Raw genomic sequence first — 16,917 nt, forward strand, 5'->3', positions numbered from 1 at the left:
TGAAGTCTACAAGACTCTTCACTCCCAAAATTTGCTGTAAAATTGAATAGATTCATCGCTCTTTTTTTATCAAATATAAGCCTTTTATTTAATTATGGGTAATTGCGGACAATCAAAAAAAAGTATTAGGGTTTATGCAAACCCTAATACTTTTTTTACTTACACACTTTATGGGATACTACCACAAAAAATTCTCTATTTTAAATCACTTGTTTAAAAAAGATATAATCTTAATAATTAATGTTTGATTTTTTTCCTTTAAAACTCAGGCGAATTTTCTAATATGTTTTTTCGATGTACTTCTTTTACCACTTTTGCATATTTTTCCGTCATTAATTTTGACGTATTGCCATATAACTCTCTTAAACTATCTAATTCTAAGCCAGCTAATATCTTCATATTTGCTCCGTGATGTTTTAGGGCATACATATTCATTTGTATTCCCAAACCTTTCTTTACAATTTTTTCCCATCGTTTTGTCGCTGTATCTCTATTTATGTGAGTAGGACCAGGGATGAAATCTTTGTGTTTTCCAATATTGCCTTTACCTGGTTTTCTAAAGCTCCCAAATAAAAAATAATCTTTTGGTAAACGTTCAAAATTCATTTTTTTATAATGTACCATTAAGTGCAAATTCCAGTGATATTGACCACCCAATTCCAATTTAAAGTCAGCACCTGATTCCGGAGCAAAATGACACCTCCATTTTTCATTAAAAACTACTTTTTTCATCTGTTAATTAGTATTCAAATATACTTAAATATTAGCCTTTGTTTATCCCTCTTTTTTTTCTCATAGATTCTCCATGTAATTCGAGTCGATGGGATTGATGTATGAGTCTATCCAAAATGGCATCAACTATTGTTTTTTCCCCAATGATATTGTACCAACCTTGCACTGGGATTTGTGATGTTACAATTATAGAACCATTATTATGCCTGTCTTCAATGATCTCTAAAAGAGTAATTCGGTTATGACTATTTAATGCTTGGAGTCCAAAATCGTCCAATATAATGACATCTTGCCTTTCTATTTTGGCCAATTCTCGCAGATAAGAACCATCTGCTTTGGCCATTTTAATTTAGCAAACAACTTCGAAGTATTAAAATAACTTACTTTAAAACCTTGTATGCAGGCTTGGTAACCCAATGCAGTACCCAAATAACTTTTGCCTACACCTGTACTTTCTGTGATTAAAATGTTTTCATTTTTTTCTACAAATTCACATTCTGCCAGTCGCAGTACAGTGTTTCGGTCCAGATTACGGTTTTGGTCAAAATTGATAGTTTAAATGTTTGATTTGTAATGGAATCGGGCATTGGCGATACTGCGTGCAATACGCCGATTGTGCCTTTCATCCCATTCGGCATCAATAAGCATCGATACAAACTCATCGAGTGTGTAATGGTCTGTTTTTCCGCTTTCAATAGTCGTTTTAAAAGCATTATGCATGCCATAAAGCTTCATTTGTTTCATTTTTATTACTGTGGATTCATTCATGATTATTGGACTTTAATTTAATTATAATACTGTTTTCCTCTGATGTTACCGTGAATAGGGAGTTCTTGCTGGGGTTCTTGTTCAAAATCAATATGGTCTAAGTTGTTTTCTAAAATATTTTGAATGGTCTTAAAATTGTAAATCTTATAATCAAATGCCCGCCTGCAGGCATTTATTAATCGCTCTTTCCCTACCTTTTTCTCGAAGCCCTGTATTCCTAAACAACTCTTATAAGCCTGTTCAGTATGGTTTCTGCTTTCGATGATCTGCATCATATATTCTGCTACTGACTCATCAATGCTACTTGCCCAATCAATAAATCGAACAAGACTCCACTGGGCTACAAATTGATGTGTACTGGCTAAATGCTCTGGGATTGTGGTATAGATATAAGGTTTGTAATTCCTTGGATGAATAGCTATTCGATTGTATTTATAGTATATCTCTACAGTTGATTTGGTATACAATAGTTTCACTTTTTTCTTTATATATTGATACGGAACACTTTAATAATTTTTGTCTTGACTTAATTGAACATGTCCGTTTTGCATGACTGTTGCAAAGGATTGGTATTTAATTTCAAAGCGTTCTTGTGGTAGTGAGCGGAGTTTTTGTTGCTCATCTTCTAAAAATAATTCTACACGATAGTAAGGACGTCCTTTGAGTTTTCGACTATTATGAGCATCTAATATATCCCATATCTGCTGGTTTAATTCTTCCAGAGAAAAGAATTTAGTTTCTTTTAGATTTACATAAATCCTTCGGTACAATATCTTGACAGCTCCTTCAACCAATGTCTTATCTCTTGGTTTATAAGCCCTAGCAGGCAAAATTGTAGTTTGGTAATGCTCGGCTAAATCAGCTAAAGTTTCATTGATAGTAGGTTCAAAACGACTGCTTTTTATTACTGCCGATTTTAAATTATCGGGGACAATTGCCGCAGGAGTGCCTTCAAAAAAACGCATAGCATTTTCTACCGAAGTAACAAAATCTTCTTTTTGCTGGCTCATTGAAGCTTCGGCATAGGTGTATGGCTACAAAAAACTGTACTTCTTTGATTTCTCCCGTGTCTTTATCAATGAACGAGAGTGTTTTTCCAGCATAATCCACATCCATTTTATCACCCGCTTTGTGATTCATTTGCATCACTGGATTGACTCGTTTACCCCATGTTTTGTAATGATGGCCAAATTGTGAGCTCCTATAGCCATCAGGGTTTACAGCAATATATTGCTCCCACATATGTTGTACGGTAACTCCAACTTTTTTTAGTTCCCTTCCATTTTAGGAAAAAAATCATGAAGTTTCTGCAATTTGGGGCTAATGGATTCCACTGTAGTGTGTGAAAACAAAAGTTCTAACTCGGCATCTGTTTTTTTCGTTAATTACTTCAAAACTTAATCCTAGCACTTCAAATAAAGAAATATACTTCTTTACTGTATTTCTAGAAAGAGATAAGTACTTACTTGTGAATAACTTACTTTTCCCGTTACAGTAGAATTTAATTGCTTTTCTAATTTTACTCATGTCTGTTATTTTGTTTGCCATAATCCGTATTTTTTAACGAATGTATGGTGCTTACAACATGAAAAAGTCAGTAGTTTTTAATGTTCAATTTTACCCCAAAATCAGGTGGTCAATTTGAACTGGAATAGGGTGGTCAATTTGACCGGTTTTTCCAATATGGACACAGAAATTATGATAGATTATTCCATGCATTTAATTTCATAGAACTTAAAGGAAAAAGTAATAGAAAATAGATTTCTTAAAATTACCGCTATAGCGGTAAAATAGCTTTTTGTCCTCCTTATTTAGGTCTCTTTATTGTTATTTATATAAAAATTACTGCTATAGCAGTAAAAATATGTGGTTTTAGTTTAATTACTTGTGATTTACATAAAATTTGTTTATTTTTACTGTTAAAGCGGTAAAAATGAATGATTTTAATTTAGGTCTCTTCATAAAAGAGCATCGTAAGCAAGCAGGATTGACACAATTAGAACTGGCTAATCTGTCAGGAGTAGGGAAGACTACCATTTTTGATATTGAGAAAAATAAAGAAACAGTTAGTTGGAATAATCTTTTAGCTGTTCTAAAAGTACTAAATATTGAAGTTCAGTTTAAAAGCCCAATCAATAAATAATTATGAAAAAAGCAATCATATTTGTTCACAACAAAAGAGCAGGAATATTGAGTGAAAATACTACTGGAGGGTATGAATTTATTTATGATGACAAGTATGAGAACGAACCCGTATCATTGACAATGCCATTGAATACTAAAACATATTCATTTGCCAAATTCCCTTCTTTTTTTGAAGGATTATTGCCAGAAGGGATTATGCTGGAAGGGCTTTTAAAAATCGGTAAAATTGACAAAAATGATTATTTCGCACAACTAATTGCAACAGGAAATGATTTGGTAGGAGCAGTAACGGTAAAAGAATGGAAAGATGAATAGATGTCCAATAACTTACGAACTATGTGGCACTGAAAAATATAGTGAAAAGGGACTTCGAATGATTGCTCCTAAACTTACTACATTACATGATTTACCATTTACTGCCGCTGAACAAAGGCAAGAAGCGGCAAATCGTGCCAAAAAGTTGTCCATTCAAGGAGTTCAACCTAAATTAAGTGCTGTTATTTCAGTGGCAAATCAACAATTTGAAATTGTAGATCAGTTTGGTAATTATATTATAAAACCTCAAAATGACATCTTTCCTGAATTACCAGAAAATGAAGATGTAACTATGAAGATGGCAAAAGTGTATGGGCTTGATGTGCCTCTTCATGGATTGGTTTATTCAAAAGATGGGAGTCTTTCTTATTTTATCAAACGATTTGACAGATACAGCAAAGGAAAAAAATACGCTACGGAAGATTTTGCACAACTGACAGGAAGCTCAAGAGATACCAAGTATGATTATACTATGGAAAAGTTAGTCAAAGTAATTGACGAATACTGCACTTTTCCTGCTATAGAGAAAGCAGATTTTTTTAAACGAGTTTTATTCTGTTTCATAACGGGTAATGAAGATATGCATTTAAAGAACTTTTCAGTAATTACAAAAGCGGGAAAAACAACATTGACTCCAGTTTACGACTTTTTAAATTCTTCCATTTCTATTAAAAATCCGCAGGAAGAATTAGCGCTATCTCTCAAAGGTAAAAAGAGCAATTTCAAATCAACGGAATTAATAGAGTATTACGCAAAAGAACGTTTAGGACTTAATGATAAAACGGTTACCACTATTTTATCTGATATGAATAAAAGCCTGTCTAAATGGATTGAACTTGTAGAAGTGTCTTTTTTGTCTGATACTATGAAAGAGAAGTATCTCAAGGTATTGGATAATAGGATGAAGAGATTTTAAATCCTTTATAGTTTTACGGTTTTCCGTAAAATTATAAAGGATTAAGTATCTAAATTTGTTAATAATCAGGTATATCTACGTATAAATAATCGTGTTAAAATCATTTATATTTGGTAGGTTTGATAATTAACAAATTGCAATACGTACTATGGCTTTAAGCTGGAATGAAATAAAAGACCGAGCATTACGATTTTCTAAAGAATGGGAAAATACTACCAACGAAGAAGCAGATGCCAAACCCTTCTTAGATGCCTTTTTTGATGTCTTTGGTATTAGCCGAAAAAAGATTGGAACCTTTGAACATAGAGTAAAAAAACTTTCTGATGCGGATGGTTACATTGACTTACTCTGGAAAGGAACGATACTTGTTGAAATGAAAAGCCGGGGCAAAAACCTGAATAAAGCTTTTCAGCAAGCCATTGATTATACCCATGGATTAAAACAAAACGAATTACCCAAATACGTTTTAGTATGTGACTTCTATTATTTTAGATTGTACGATACAGAAGAACAAACTACAGTAGAATTTACTTTAAATGACTTAGTCCAAAATGTCCAAAGTTTTGGCTATTTGTTGGGTTACCAAAAGAAAACATACAAAGAACAAGACCCTGCCAATATAAAAGCGGCAGAATTGATGGGAAAACTGCATGACCGCTTGGAAGAAATTGGTTATGAAGGACACCCGCTTGAGGTTTATTTGGTTCGAATATTATTCTGCTTGTTTGCAGAGGATACTACCATTTTTGACAAGCAACAATTTCAAGATTTCATAGAAAATAGAACTGCCGATGATGGTAGCGATTTAGCAGGAAAAATTCAAGAACTGTTTCAAGTGTTGAATACACCCAAAGAAAAACGCTTTAAAAATCTGGACGAGCAATTAAATGATTTCCCGTATGTAAATGGGAAGCTGTTTGAAGAAGTATTGCCTTCTGCCAGTTTTGACACTAAAATGCGATTGGCATTATTAGATTGTTGTTATATCGATTGGAGTAAAATTTCGCCCGCTATTTTTGGTTCGATGTTTCAAAGTGTAATGAACCCTAAAGAACGTAGAAACTTAGGAGCGCATTACACCAGTGAAAGCAACATCTTGAAACTCATTAAGCCTTTGTTTTTAGACGAACTTTGGACAGAATTTGAAAGTATAAAAGGAAACAAAAACAAATTACCTGAATTTCATAAAAAAATCAGCCAATTAAAATTTTTAGATCCCGCCTGTGGTTGTGGTAACTTCCTTGTTATTACCTACCGTGAATTGCGGTTGTTGGAGCTAGAAGTATTACGGGCAACTTACAAATCTGGACAAGGTGTTTTGGATATTCGGGAGATTATGTGGCTCGATGTGGATATGATGTGCGGAATCGAGTATGAAGAATTTCCCGCACGTATTGCCGAAGTAGCGATGTGGTTGATGGATCACCAAATGAATATGATGATTAGCAATGAATTTGGACAATACTTTGCGCGTTTGCCATTGAAAAAATCAGCCAAAATTGTTCATGGAAATGCATTGAGATTAGATTGGAATAATCTTAAAAAGAATACGAGTATTGATATAAATGCTAGTGTTACTAACATATTTGAAGTGAATGAACCTGCTGAAAACTATGATGTGCTAAATATTTACTCTAAAAAAGTGAACATTAATCCAATTCATTCGATTCAAAATAATCAAAACCAAAATAGTAAATGTGATTATATAATTGGTAATCCACCTTTTATTGGAAAGAAGGAACAAAACAGTGTACAAAAAAGTGATGTTGAACTCATTTTTAAAGGAATTAAAGGTTTTGGTTTATTGGACTACGTTGCTTGCTGGTATGTAAAAGCTGCTCAATTAATAAAAAACACAAAAACTAAGGTTGCCTTTGTTTCTACTAATTCAATTTCACAAGGAGAACAAGTTAATATATTATGGAATTTATTATTTAATCATTATGGAATTAAAATACATTTTGCACATCAAACATTTAGTTGGAGTAATGAAGCGAAAGGTAATGCAGCAGTGCATTGTGTAATAGTTGGATTTGCAAATTTTGATGTTCCAATTAAGAGATTATTTGAATATGAAAATATAAAAGGAGAAGCTCACGAAATAAAAGCTAAAAATATTAATCCGTATTTAGTTGAAGGGAAAGATATGTTTATTAGCAGTAGAAGAAACCCTATTTGTAATGTTCCCGAAATAAATTATGGAAGTTTTGCTTTAGATGATGGAAATTATACTTTGTCAGAGGATGAAAAAGAAAGTATTATAAAAATCAATAAAGATTCTGAAAACTTAATTCGACCATTTATTGGTGGAAGAGAGTTATTACACTCAGAAAAAAGATATTGTTTATGGTTATTAGATGTTGATCCTAGTGATTTAAAAAAGAATTATTTGATAATTGAAAGAATTAATGCAGTTAAATATTGGAGGTCAAATAGCGATAGAGTTACAACAAAGAGACTTTCTGAAACCCCAACAGTTTTTGCAGAAATAAGACAACCAAAAAGTAATTACTTAGCCTTTCCGACTGTTTCTTCAGAAAATAGAAAGTATATTCCAATAGGGTTTTTAAATCCTACGACAATTCCTTCTAATCAACTTTATATAATTCCGAATGCAAATTTATTTCATTTTGGAATATTAACTTCTATTATGCATATGGCTTGGGTTAAGTTTGTATGTGGAAGACTTAAAAGTGATTACCGATATTCTTCAAGTATTGTATACAACAACTATCCTTGGCCAGAAAATCCAAGTGAAAAGCAAATAAAAAATATTGAAGAAAAAGCCCAAAACGTTTTAGATGTTCGAGCATTATTCCCTGCGAGTTCCTTGGCAGATTTGTACAGTCCGTTGACCATGCCGCCTATATTGGTAAAAGCGCATAATGAATTGGATAAAGCAGTTGATGCTGCTTATAGTAAGCAAACTTTTAGCAGTGAAGCCAAGCGTATGGAGTTTCTGTTTGAGTTGTATGAGAAATATACGGCTGGGTTGTTTGTGAAAGAAAAGAAAGCGACGAAAATTAAAAATTAAAACAAATAAAAAACCCTGTAAATCAATTATTTACAGGGTTTTTTGTGGAGTCGCCGGGAATCGAACCCGGGTCCAAACAAGCAACTAAAAAGCTTTCTACGCGCTTATTTCCTGATTAGGTTTTCGATAGTGTGCTAGGCCAGAAACAGCCACACAATACTTATCTTCTTAATTTCGAAATCCACCCGAAGCTTATGGAAATCTAGGTTTAAATTTACGATTCACCTTTATCGACCGCTATAAACCAAAGCTTTCGAGGTAAATCCTGCTTCCCTATCTGATAGGGACGAGGCTAATCTTACTATGATTCAGATTATGCAGCAAGAGCGTAGTTTCCTTCGCCGTGTATGTGTTTTGAAACCTTTTATTAACGAGAATTGTCCCAGTTCTCGACGTGCTTACTTCTCAATTCGACTTGCTGTCAAAACCAGTCGACCCCTTTTTTATTTCAAAATCCAAAATTTAAATTTTGAGTTTGCAAATGTACACTTTTAAACTTGAATTAGTACTGCTAAACTTCTAACTCTATTTCAAAAATCATTCCTAAATGCTATTCATCACTTAATTTAAACGGATAGTCTCCAAATAAAACTGCTAACTTCCTTACATCGTATGTTTTTCGGGTAAACTTATTGGATAACGCAATAATGGTAACACTTTCTTTTTTCAAGGTAATGTATGATGAGGTATTGCCATGCCACCAACCATTATGAAAATAAAAGTTTTGACCTGTCTCCCAATTGATCATTCTGATACCAAGGCCATAGTTTTTTGTCCCTTTGCGTTCATTGCTATATCCTTTATATACTAGACTTAGCAACTTTGGTTTTAGGAAAGCTGAACAATTTCTGGCTCTGTCAAATTTTAATAAATCACGAGGTGTGGAGTAGATATTCTTATCACCATAAATCGCATCTAAATAGTCTTTCCCAATTTCGACTTTATTACCTTTGTAAGAAGTAATAGCGGTGTCTTTATCTCTTTCATAATCAAAAACATAGGTGTTTTTCATGCCTAATGGTTCAAAAATGATTTGTTTCATGGCATCTTTGTAAGGAAGTTTTGTGATTTTTTCAATTATTAATGCCAACATGGCATAATTAGTATTGCAATAACTAAAACGAGTGTCTGTTTTGAATTCTAAGCCAATATCCTTTGTTGCCATGATAGTCAGGATATCTTGATTGGTAAGTATGTTGTGTCTATCCCAGATGGTTTTATCACGATCCGTAAAATAAGCATAATTACGCATACCACTTCTGTGATTCAACAATGTTTGTATCGTAACATCAGGATACGGAAACTCTTTCAAGATAGTATTCACCTTTTGATCTAAGTCAAGTCTTTTTGCATTTATTAGTTTTAAAATAGCCGTTGCCGTAATTACTTTACTCACAGATGCTATGTGGAGCGGAGTAGATTTAGTAATTAATGTTTTATCTCTAAAATTGGAGTAACCTTCATATTTTTCATAAATAATTTGACCATTTTTAGCAACCAGAAAACTTCCGTTTGCACTATTGTTGGGCCAGTTTTTTTTATAAAAAGAGTCAATGGATATTTTTTTTGAATTAATGTATTGGGCAGTTAGTTTTGTCTCCGGTTCGCGTAACGGCTTCATCTTAGGTAATGTACTCTTTGGGAGTTGCGCATCATTTAATTCTATTTTCTTTTTCTCTTTATTGCAAGAACTTAAAACCAAAAAGAGGAGGAATATATGTAGTATATTTGTTTTTTTTATAAAATTCATTTCAGTAGGGCTTGAAGGGCAAATATAATAGAAACAATGCGCTTTGATGAGGTTTTTTATGAAACCTTAACACTATTTTATCAGTACAAGAGAACACCATTTTTGTATTATTTTGGGTCTCAGCTTATAGTAGTTTCTTGCTGTTTTTTTTTATGAAAAAAATAAATTGAATTTCGTTTAAATTGTTATATTTGTAACAAATAAACCAAATAAAGTTATAATAAAAACAAATCAAAAGCATAAAAAAATATGAAATTCGGAATTTTAAAAGAAAGAAAAAACCCGCCTGACAGAAGAGTTATTTTCTCACCTGATGAATTGGCCAGATTAAAACAACTGTATCAAGGTGCTTCTATAAAAGTAGAAAGTTCCGATATTCGGGTTTTTACGGATGAACAATATAAAAATTTAGGAATTGAAGTAACCAATGATATTAGTGATTGTGATGTTTTATTTGGGGTAAAAGAAGTTCCGGTAGAAAATTTGATTCCTAATAAAGCATATTTCTTTTTTTCGCATACCATAAAAAAGCAACCTTACAATAGAAAATTATTACAAGCCGTTTTAGAAAAAAACATTGATTTATACGATCATGAAACCATTGTAAATTCTCATAATCACAGGTTAATTGGTTTTGGACGTTATGCTGGAATTGTGGGTGCGTATAATAGTATAAGAGCTTTTGGAATAAAATTCGAATTGTTTAAATTGCCAAAAGCGGAAACACTTTCCGGTAAAGAAGCCTTAATCGCACATTTAAAACGATTGGTTTTACCTCCATTAAAATTTGTGGTTACTGGTACAGGAAAAGTAGGGAATGGGGCAAAAGAGATTTTGGACGCCATAAAAATAAAAGAAGTTTCAGTTGAAAATTATTTAACAAAGAACTATACACAACCCGTTTATACTCAGATTGATGTATTAGAATACAACAAACGTAAAGACGGACAAGTGTTGGATTTCACAGATTTTTATGATAATCCACAAGAATACGTTTCTGATTTTGAACGATTTACTAAAGTCTCGGATATTTATATTACAGGACATTTTCATGCCAATGAAGCTCCAGTAATTCTGACCCGTGAAATTCTTCAGTCTAATGATTGTAAAATTAAGATTGTTGCCGATGTTTCCTGTGATGTTAATGGTCCAATAGCCTGCACGCTCAGATCATCAACAATTGCGGAACCATTATACGGATATTTACCAAGTGAAGATAAGGAAGTTGATGTTTTTCATCCGGCTGCAATTGTGGTGATGGCAGTAGATAATTTGCCTTGTGAATTGCCAAAAGATGCCAGTGAAGGATTTGGAGAAATGTTTATGGAGCATGTAATTCCTGCATTTTTCAATGGAGATAAAGATGGAATCTTACAAAGAGCCAAAATTACTGAAAACGGAAAACTGACTCCAAGATTTAGTTATTTACAAGATTATGTCGACGGGAAATAAATACAGTTTCTTTAAAAATAGATAGACCTGCAATGTAAAGTTGCAGGTTTTTTTATGGAAATTTTCTTGGTTAAAAAATTGCTTCTTTTTAAAATATTATAAATCAATTAACACCTTAAAATTTAATGAGTTTGTGTAATTGCCTAATTTTGTTCAAAATCTGAAATTTATAATGACTAAAAATATTCCAATTTCCCTACTTGAATTAGCGATAATTACCGAAAATAGCAATGCAAGCGAAACATTACAAAAAACAAAAGCACTGGCACAACTGGTTGACAGTTTAGATTACAACCGTTTTTGGTTAGCCGAACATCATAATATGGCGCACGTAGCGAGTACTGCTACGGTAGTTTTGATTGGTTATATTGCCAGTCAAACCCAGAATATCCGTGTAGGTTCCGGTGGTATTATGTTGCCCAATCATGCCCCGTTAATTATTGCGGAACAATTTGGTACACTTGAAACACTATATCCCAATCGGATTGATTTAGGATTAGGAAGAGCACCAGGAACGGATGGTTTAACCGCACAAGCGATTCGGAAAGATTTCTTCGAACAATCGCAGCGATTTCCTCAAAATGTTGCCGCACTACAGGAATTTTTCTCAGAGGATAATGCTACTGCAAAAGTGCGTGCTTTTCCTGCAGAAGGAACTAATGTTCCCATTTGGATTTTAGGTTCCAGTATGGATAGTGCTGCTTTGGCTGCTGCCAATGGATTACCGTATGCCTTTGCAGGACATTTTGCGCCAAAACAAATGTATCAGGCATTTCAATTTTACCGAGATAACTTTGAGCCTTCAAAATATTTAGACCAACCCAAAACAATGGCTTGTGTAAACGCAATAGCTGCAGATACAGATGAAGAAGCGGAAAAATTATCCACGAGTTTAACTCAAATGTTTCTTAATTTGATTCGGAATGATAGAAAGCCTTTACAACCGCCAGTTGATTCGCTCGATGGAATTATGCGTGAAGAAGAACATTTTCATGTAAACCAAATGACTGCTTGTTCGTTTGTAGGAAGCAAAGAAAAATTAGTTACCGAATTGAAGCAATTTATTGAATATACGCAAATTGATGAATTGATGATTACGAGTCCGATTTTTAATCATGAAGATAAATTGAAAAGCATTCGAATCATGAAGGAAGTAATGGATTCAATTAATAAGAAATAGAATTTCGGATGTTTTTTAAACTAAAATTAACTTATTTTTTGATGAATTTAAACCATATAAGTCATGTAAGTTCATCTAAGAAGCTCAATTATTTAAAATAGATTAAATTAAAAACCCTACAACTTACATTGCAGGGTTTTTTAATTTATAACTCATTAATAATTAACAATTCATCATTGATTATTTAAGGCTTCCAACCATATCTTCCGGTTTAACCCAAGCATCAAAATCTTCAGGAGTTACATATCCTAAACGAACCGCTTCTTCTTTAAGCGTTGTCCCGTTTCTGTGTGCAGTTTGAGCAATTTCAGCTGATTTGTAGTACCCAATTTTAGTATTCAAAGCCGTAACTAACATCAATGAATTGTCAACCAATTCTTTGATACGTTTGTAGTTAGGTTCAATACCTTGTGCGCAATGTTCGTCAAAAGATAGACAAGAATCACCAAGTAATCTAGCTGATTGTAAGAAGTTTGCAGCCATCAATGGTTTGAAAACATTCAATTCATAATGACCTTGCATTCCACCAACAGAGATTGCAACATCATTCCCCATAACTTGTGCACAAACCATAGTCAATGCTTCACACTGTGTTGGGTTTACTTTTCCTGGCATAATTGAAGATCCTGGCTCATTTTCCGGAATAAGGATTTCTCCAATTCCTGAACGTGGTCCAGAAGCTAGCATACGCACATCATTGGCAATTTTATTCAATGAAACCGCCAGTTGTTTTAACGCACCGTGTGTTTCTACGATAGCATCGTGTGCAGCCAAGGCTTCAAATTTGTTTTCGGCAGTTACGAACGGATGTCCTGTAAATTCAGCAATATATTCTGCTACTTTTACGTCATATCCTTCTGGAGTATTTAATCCTGTTCCTACTGCAGTTCCTCCTAAAGCTACTTCTGATAAGTGTGCCAAAGTATTTTTAACCGCTTTCAAACCGTAGTTCAATTGCGCTACATATCCTGAAATTTCCTGTCCTAATGTAAGTGGCGTAGCATCCATTAAATGCGTACGACCTATTTTAACCACATTATTGAATTCAACCGCTTTGGCATGAAGTGTATCTCTTAATTTTTCAACACCGGGAATCGTAACTTCTACAACTGCTTTATACGCTGCAATGTGCATTCCTGTAGGGAAAGTGTCATTTGAAGATTGTGATTTATTCACATCGTCATTGGCTTTAATGAATTGTTCGCCTTCGCCAATATTGAATCCTTTTAATACTTGCGCACGATTTGCAACTACTTCGTTTACGTTCATGTTACTTTGTGTACCTGAACCCGTTTGCCAAATCACCAATGGGAATTCGTTATCTAATTTTCCAGCTAGAATTTCATCACAAACAGCACCAATGGCATCGCGTTTTTCGATTGGCAAAACACCTAAATCACAATTGGCATAAGCCGCTGCTTTTTTAAGATAAGCAAAACCTTCAATAATTTCTTTTGGCATAGAAGCCGATGGACCTATTTTGAAGTTGTTTCTTGAACGTTCTGTTTGTGCGCCCCAATATTTATCAGCTGGAACCTGCACTTCACCCATGGTGTCTTTTTCTATTCTGAATTTCATTTCTTGTTATTTAAAAATAATTATGTCGTTTAATACGTTTTAGCCCCGATGATCCCGAAGCTTCGGGAGAAATCCTTTTCTTTTTGCTGCCAAAAAGAAAAGATTAGAGTGAACAGCGGGAAACAGCTCCAAATTCTGAGCTCAAAAATACGGATAATTCCTTTTTTATAAAAATTGATTGGTAGTTTTTATGTTTTTTTATTGGTAAGAAAAGGAATTAAACTTACATTTGTGGCTACATTCAAAAATTCCGGAAAACATGTTTGAATTTTCACAGTACTTAGGCTTTTTACTTTTCTTAACCATTCTTACTATAGGATTTTGGTTAATGTTTTTTCTTGTAGGTTTCGTTCAATATTGGATTGGTGGAGCTTTATGGGAAAGATATAAAGAAAGAAAAGCGAAGAAAGAACAATCAGTTTAAACTTTTTGTTAAATAAAAAAAGGACTCATTTTATGGGCCCTTTTTTTTATGCTTTATACTCTGCTATTTTACTTTTTGTCTAAAAAGAAAAAGGACCCGTTTTCACGAGTCCTTATTTTTTTATCCTTGAAAATCACCTTCATTTTCATTTTGATTTCGCTTAGGTTGTTGTTCTCTTTCGTTTTTCTGTTTGTTAAAACGATACGTGAACGATAAGCTAAACTGTCTTTCTCTCCATTGCATTTCGCTGTACGAACTTACAATTCCTGGAAGATTACTTTCCATGATTCTTTTTCTGGAATTGAATACATCACTTACGTTGAATGAAAGTGTTCCTTTGTCTTTTAATACGTCTTTACTGAATGCAATGTTTGCTGCAAAAATCCCTAAGCTTCTTCCTTGTGCATTATTTTGTGGACCATTATAGGTTGCATTAGTCTGCCAGTCGATTTTGTATGGCAATGTGATTTTTGAAGTTAATCTTGTTGACCAAGATGTCGCTACGTTATCAAAATTTTGTACAATTTCATTATTGTTAAAATCTGTATAGGTAAAATCTCCTTGCGTTTCGTTTCTGAAGAAATTGAAGTTACTGTTTAATTTCCACCATTTGTATGGAGAATAGTTTAATGTAAATTCAAATCCTGTTCTATATTCAGTTGCCAAGTTGATAGGAGAACTGATTAAGATTGGTGTTCCGTTAACGAAATCTCCTGATTCTCTTCTTGCAAATTGAAAAACATCTGTTGTTTTATTTACATATAAGGAAGTATTGAAAGTTAATTTTTCCCATCTTTTGATGTAACCAAAATCAATAGCATCTGAAAACGCAGGATCTAAATCTGGATTTCCAACAAAAATATTGATGTTACTCGACAAGTTGCTGAACGGATTCAACATTCTTCCTCTAGGTCTTTGAATTCTTCGGCTATAGCTTAAAGAAGCGCTGCTTTTGTCTGATATTTCATAAGTGAAGAAAGCACTTGGAAAAAAGTTGTTGTACTTTTTAGTGTTGAAATCATTAGTTGCTAATTGATTGATTTCAATATTTGAATCCTCAAAACGCAATCCGAAAAGGGCTGAAAATTTATTAATTTTTACACCATATTGAGTGTAAAGCGCATTAACTTTCTCCTTGTATTCTAATGTATTTGTGAAGTTGTTATTGATTACTCCATCATTTTCTACTCTGTAATCAGTAAGTAATTCTGAGAAATCACCACGGTATCCTGCTTCAAACTGGCTTCCTTTCCCAATAGGTAAAACATAATCCATTTGAAGTAAATTTCTGCTTTGAGTTTGATTGTTGATAGTGTTATCAAATTTTATCACACTTGTATTTGTAGCAGTGTCTGTAATTAACGCATCGTTGATGTCATCATTAGTAGAAAAGGAACCGTCAATGGTTAATTTATGACCGTCTTTTTTAAATTTCTTAGTGAAGTTTGTTGCAAACTCTACGTTTTCACTGTCGCTATTTTCTAAATTGATACGATTACGGGTATAGTCATAATTAAATCCTGAATCATAATTATTTTGGAAAACGTTATCAACGTTGATACCATTACTTTTTCTATAGTTAAAGGTATTGGTCCAAGAAAGGCTTTCACTTAAATACCATTCCATTCCAAAATTCCCATTATACCCTTTATTATCTCTTTCGTTTTCTCTAGTTTCATTTACATAATTTCGAGTTGTATTATCAGCATTTAAATATCTTGAATCTGTAAATGCATTTCCGGGATTACTACGGTCATTGTATCCTTGAGTTGTAAAAAGATTAAAGTTTTTTGATTTATAGTTTAAGGTACCGCTTAAACCGTATGTTTCAGGATATCCGGTTGAAGCTATAAAAGTTCCGTTTAAACCTTGATTTTTACCTTTTTTCAAGATAATATTTAACAAACCTCCACCACCTTCGGCATCATATCGTGCAGATGGATTGGTAATAACTTCTACTTTGTCAATCGCATCGGCTGGAATTAATCGCAATGCCTCAGCAATATTAATAGCATTTGAAGGCTTTCCATCAATAAGAACTCTTACATTTTCATTTCCACGAAGACTTACATTTCCTTCAACATCAACAGCAACAGAAGGGATATTGTCTAAAACATCACTAACAGTTCCTCCTTTTACCATAAGGTCATTCCCTACATTGTATACTTTTTTGTCTAATTTTATTTCAACAGTTGTTTTTTCAGAACGAATAACAACTTCATTCAATTGATTCGCATCTTCATCTAAACTGATTAAACCTAAACTCGTACTTTTTTGAAGGTTCTTTTGTTTAATTTCGTTTATTTTAAAAGATATAAATTCAATTTTTATATCATAAACACCCGGTTTAACCTCAATTTCAAATTCCCCATTTGGATTTGTAATTCCACCAGCAACTGGTTTTGGATTGTTTGGAATTAAAAAAGTAATTGTAGCGTATTCAAGAGGTTGTTTACTTATTTTCTCAATTACCTTACCTGTTATTTTAATTTTTGGAACTGCAGGACCTTGTTGAGCTTGTGGAGCTTGAGCAAAACTGAACAGGGTCGTAAAAAAGAGAACAAGAATTAAAACGGATTTCATTTTTTTCATTTTTTAAAAACTTTGGTTACAAACTTTAGAT

The 16,917-nt window shown here is 33.3% G+C and carries 14 protein-coding genes, 1 other RNA gene and 1 pseudogene; 7 read left to right on the top strand and 9 right to left on the bottom strand.

The window, feature by feature from the left end:
- Nucleotides 1-258: 258 nt before the first annotated feature.
- From QLS31_RS07180 to QLS31_RS07200, 5 genes and pseudogenes are all read right to left on the bottom strand, one after another.
- A complete protein-coding gene (locus tag QLS31_RS07180; RefSeq protein ID WP_282743294.1) occupies nucleotides 259-732 on the bottom strand; it encodes a hypothetical protein in 474 nt (157 codons plus the stop codon).
- 31 nt (nucleotides 733-763) lie between these two features.
- Nucleotides 764-1,075 carry an ATP-binding protein gene (locus QLS31_RS07185; protein WP_282743295.1) on the bottom strand — a complete coding sequence of 104 codons (312 nt, stop codon included), beginning with the start codon at nucleotides 1,073-1,075 and terminating at the stop codon, nucleotides 764-766.
- A pseudogene (locus tag QLS31_RS07190) lies at nucleotides 1,030-1,500 on the bottom strand (ATP-binding protein). The gene QLS31_RS07185 and the pseudogene QLS31_RS07190 overlap by 46 nt, the downstream one beginning before the upstream one ends.
- A 17-nt stretch (nucleotides 1,501-1,517) precedes the next feature.
- Nucleotides 1,518-1,976 carry a hypothetical protein gene (locus QLS31_RS07195; RefSeq protein WP_282743296.1) on the bottom strand — a complete coding sequence of 153 codons (459 nt, stop codon included), beginning with the start codon at nucleotides 1,974-1,976 and terminating at the stop codon, nucleotides 1,518-1,520.
- A 30-nt stretch (nucleotides 1,977-2,006) separates the two neighbouring features.
- On the bottom strand, nucleotides 2,007-2,510 hold the full coding sequence (locus QLS31_RS07200) for a hypothetical protein (protein ID WP_282743297.1): 504 nt from the start codon (nucleotides 2,508-2,510) through the stop codon (nucleotides 2,007-2,009).
- Nucleotides 2,511-3,403: 893 nt separating this feature from the next.
- Here QLS31_RS07200 and QLS31_RS07205 point away from each other — a divergent pair.
- From QLS31_RS07205 to QLS31_RS07220, 4 genes are all read left to right on the top strand, one after another.
- Entirely contained in the window at nucleotides 3,404-3,643 is a 240-nt protein-coding gene (locus QLS31_RS07205) for a helix-turn-helix domain-containing protein (protein WP_282743298.1), read from the top strand.
- Nucleotides 3,644-3,645: 2 nt separating this feature from the next.
- A complete protein-coding gene (locus tag QLS31_RS07210) occupies nucleotides 3,646-3,960 on the top strand; it encodes a HipA N-terminal domain-containing protein (RefSeq protein WP_282743299.1) in 315 nt (104 codons plus the stop codon).
- The gene (locus QLS31_RS07215; protein WP_282743300.1) at nucleotides 3,953-4,876 is read left to right on the top strand and encodes a HipA domain-containing protein; all 924 of its coding nucleotides are present in this window, start codon (nucleotides 3,953-3,955) and stop codon (nucleotides 4,874-4,876) included. The genes QLS31_RS07210 and QLS31_RS07215 overlap by 8 nt, the downstream gene beginning before the upstream one ends.
- A gap of 148 nt (nucleotides 4,877-5,024) precedes the next feature.
- A complete protein-coding gene (locus QLS31_RS07220; protein ID WP_282743301.1) occupies nucleotides 5,025-7,910 on the top strand; it encodes a DNA methyltransferase in 2,886 nt (961 codons plus the stop codon).
- Between the two features lie 42 nt (nucleotides 7,911-7,952).
- Here QLS31_RS07220 and ssrA read toward each other — a convergent pair.
- Nucleotides 7,953-8,349, bottom strand: a transfer-messenger RNA (tmRNA) gene (gene ssrA / locus QLS31_RS07225).
- Nucleotides 8,350-8,460: 111 nt separating this feature from the next.
- Nucleotides 8,461-9,660, bottom strand: a complete 1,200-nt coding sequence (locus QLS31_RS07230) for a serine hydrolase domain-containing protein (RefSeq protein ID WP_282743302.1) — start codon at nucleotides 9,658-9,660, stop codon at nucleotides 8,461-8,463.
- 249 nt (nucleotides 9,661-9,909) lie between these two features.
- On the opposite strand from QLS31_RS07230, the gene QLS31_RS07235 reads away from it, so the two are divergent.
- Nucleotides 9,910-11,112, top strand: a complete 1,203-nt coding sequence (locus QLS31_RS07235) for an NAD(P)-dependent oxidoreductase (RefSeq protein ID WP_282743303.1) — start codon at nucleotides 9,910-9,912, stop codon at nucleotides 11,110-11,112.
- Between the two features lie 172 nt (nucleotides 11,113-11,284).
- Nucleotides 11,285-12,292, top strand: coding sequence for an LLM class flavin-dependent oxidoreductase (locus QLS31_RS07240; RefSeq protein ID WP_282743304.1), 1,008 nt, complete (start codon nucleotides 11,285-11,287; stop codon nucleotides 12,290-12,292).
- A gap of 180 nt (nucleotides 12,293-12,472) precedes the next feature.
- On the opposite strand, the gene fumC is transcribed toward QLS31_RS07240, so the two are convergent.
- Nucleotides 12,473-13,870 carry a class II fumarate hydratase gene (gene fumC / locus QLS31_RS07245; RefSeq protein WP_282743305.1) on the bottom strand — a complete coding sequence of 466 codons (1,398 nt, stop codon included), beginning with the start codon at nucleotides 13,868-13,870 and terminating at the stop codon, nucleotides 12,473-12,475.
- Between the two features lie 259 nt (nucleotides 13,871-14,129).
- On the opposite strand from fumC, the gene QLS31_RS07250 reads away from it, so the two are divergent.
- A complete protein-coding gene (locus tag QLS31_RS07250; protein ID WP_099716357.1) occupies nucleotides 14,130-14,294 on the top strand; it encodes a hypothetical protein in 165 nt (54 codons plus the stop codon).
- Between the two features lie 120 nt (nucleotides 14,295-14,414).
- Here the strand turns inward: QLS31_RS07250 and QLS31_RS07255 are convergent, their stop codons facing one another.
- Nucleotides 14,415-16,877, bottom strand: a complete 2,463-nt coding sequence (locus tag QLS31_RS07255) for a TonB-dependent receptor (RefSeq protein ID WP_349238931.1) — start codon at nucleotides 16,875-16,877, stop codon at nucleotides 14,415-14,417.
- Nucleotides 16,878-16,917 lie beyond the last annotated feature (40 nt).

Source organism: Flavobacterium sp. XS2P24, assembly GCF_030010285.1.
GTDB lineage: Bacteria > Bacteroidota > Bacteroidia > Flavobacteriales > Flavobacteriaceae > Flavobacterium > Flavobacterium algoritolerans.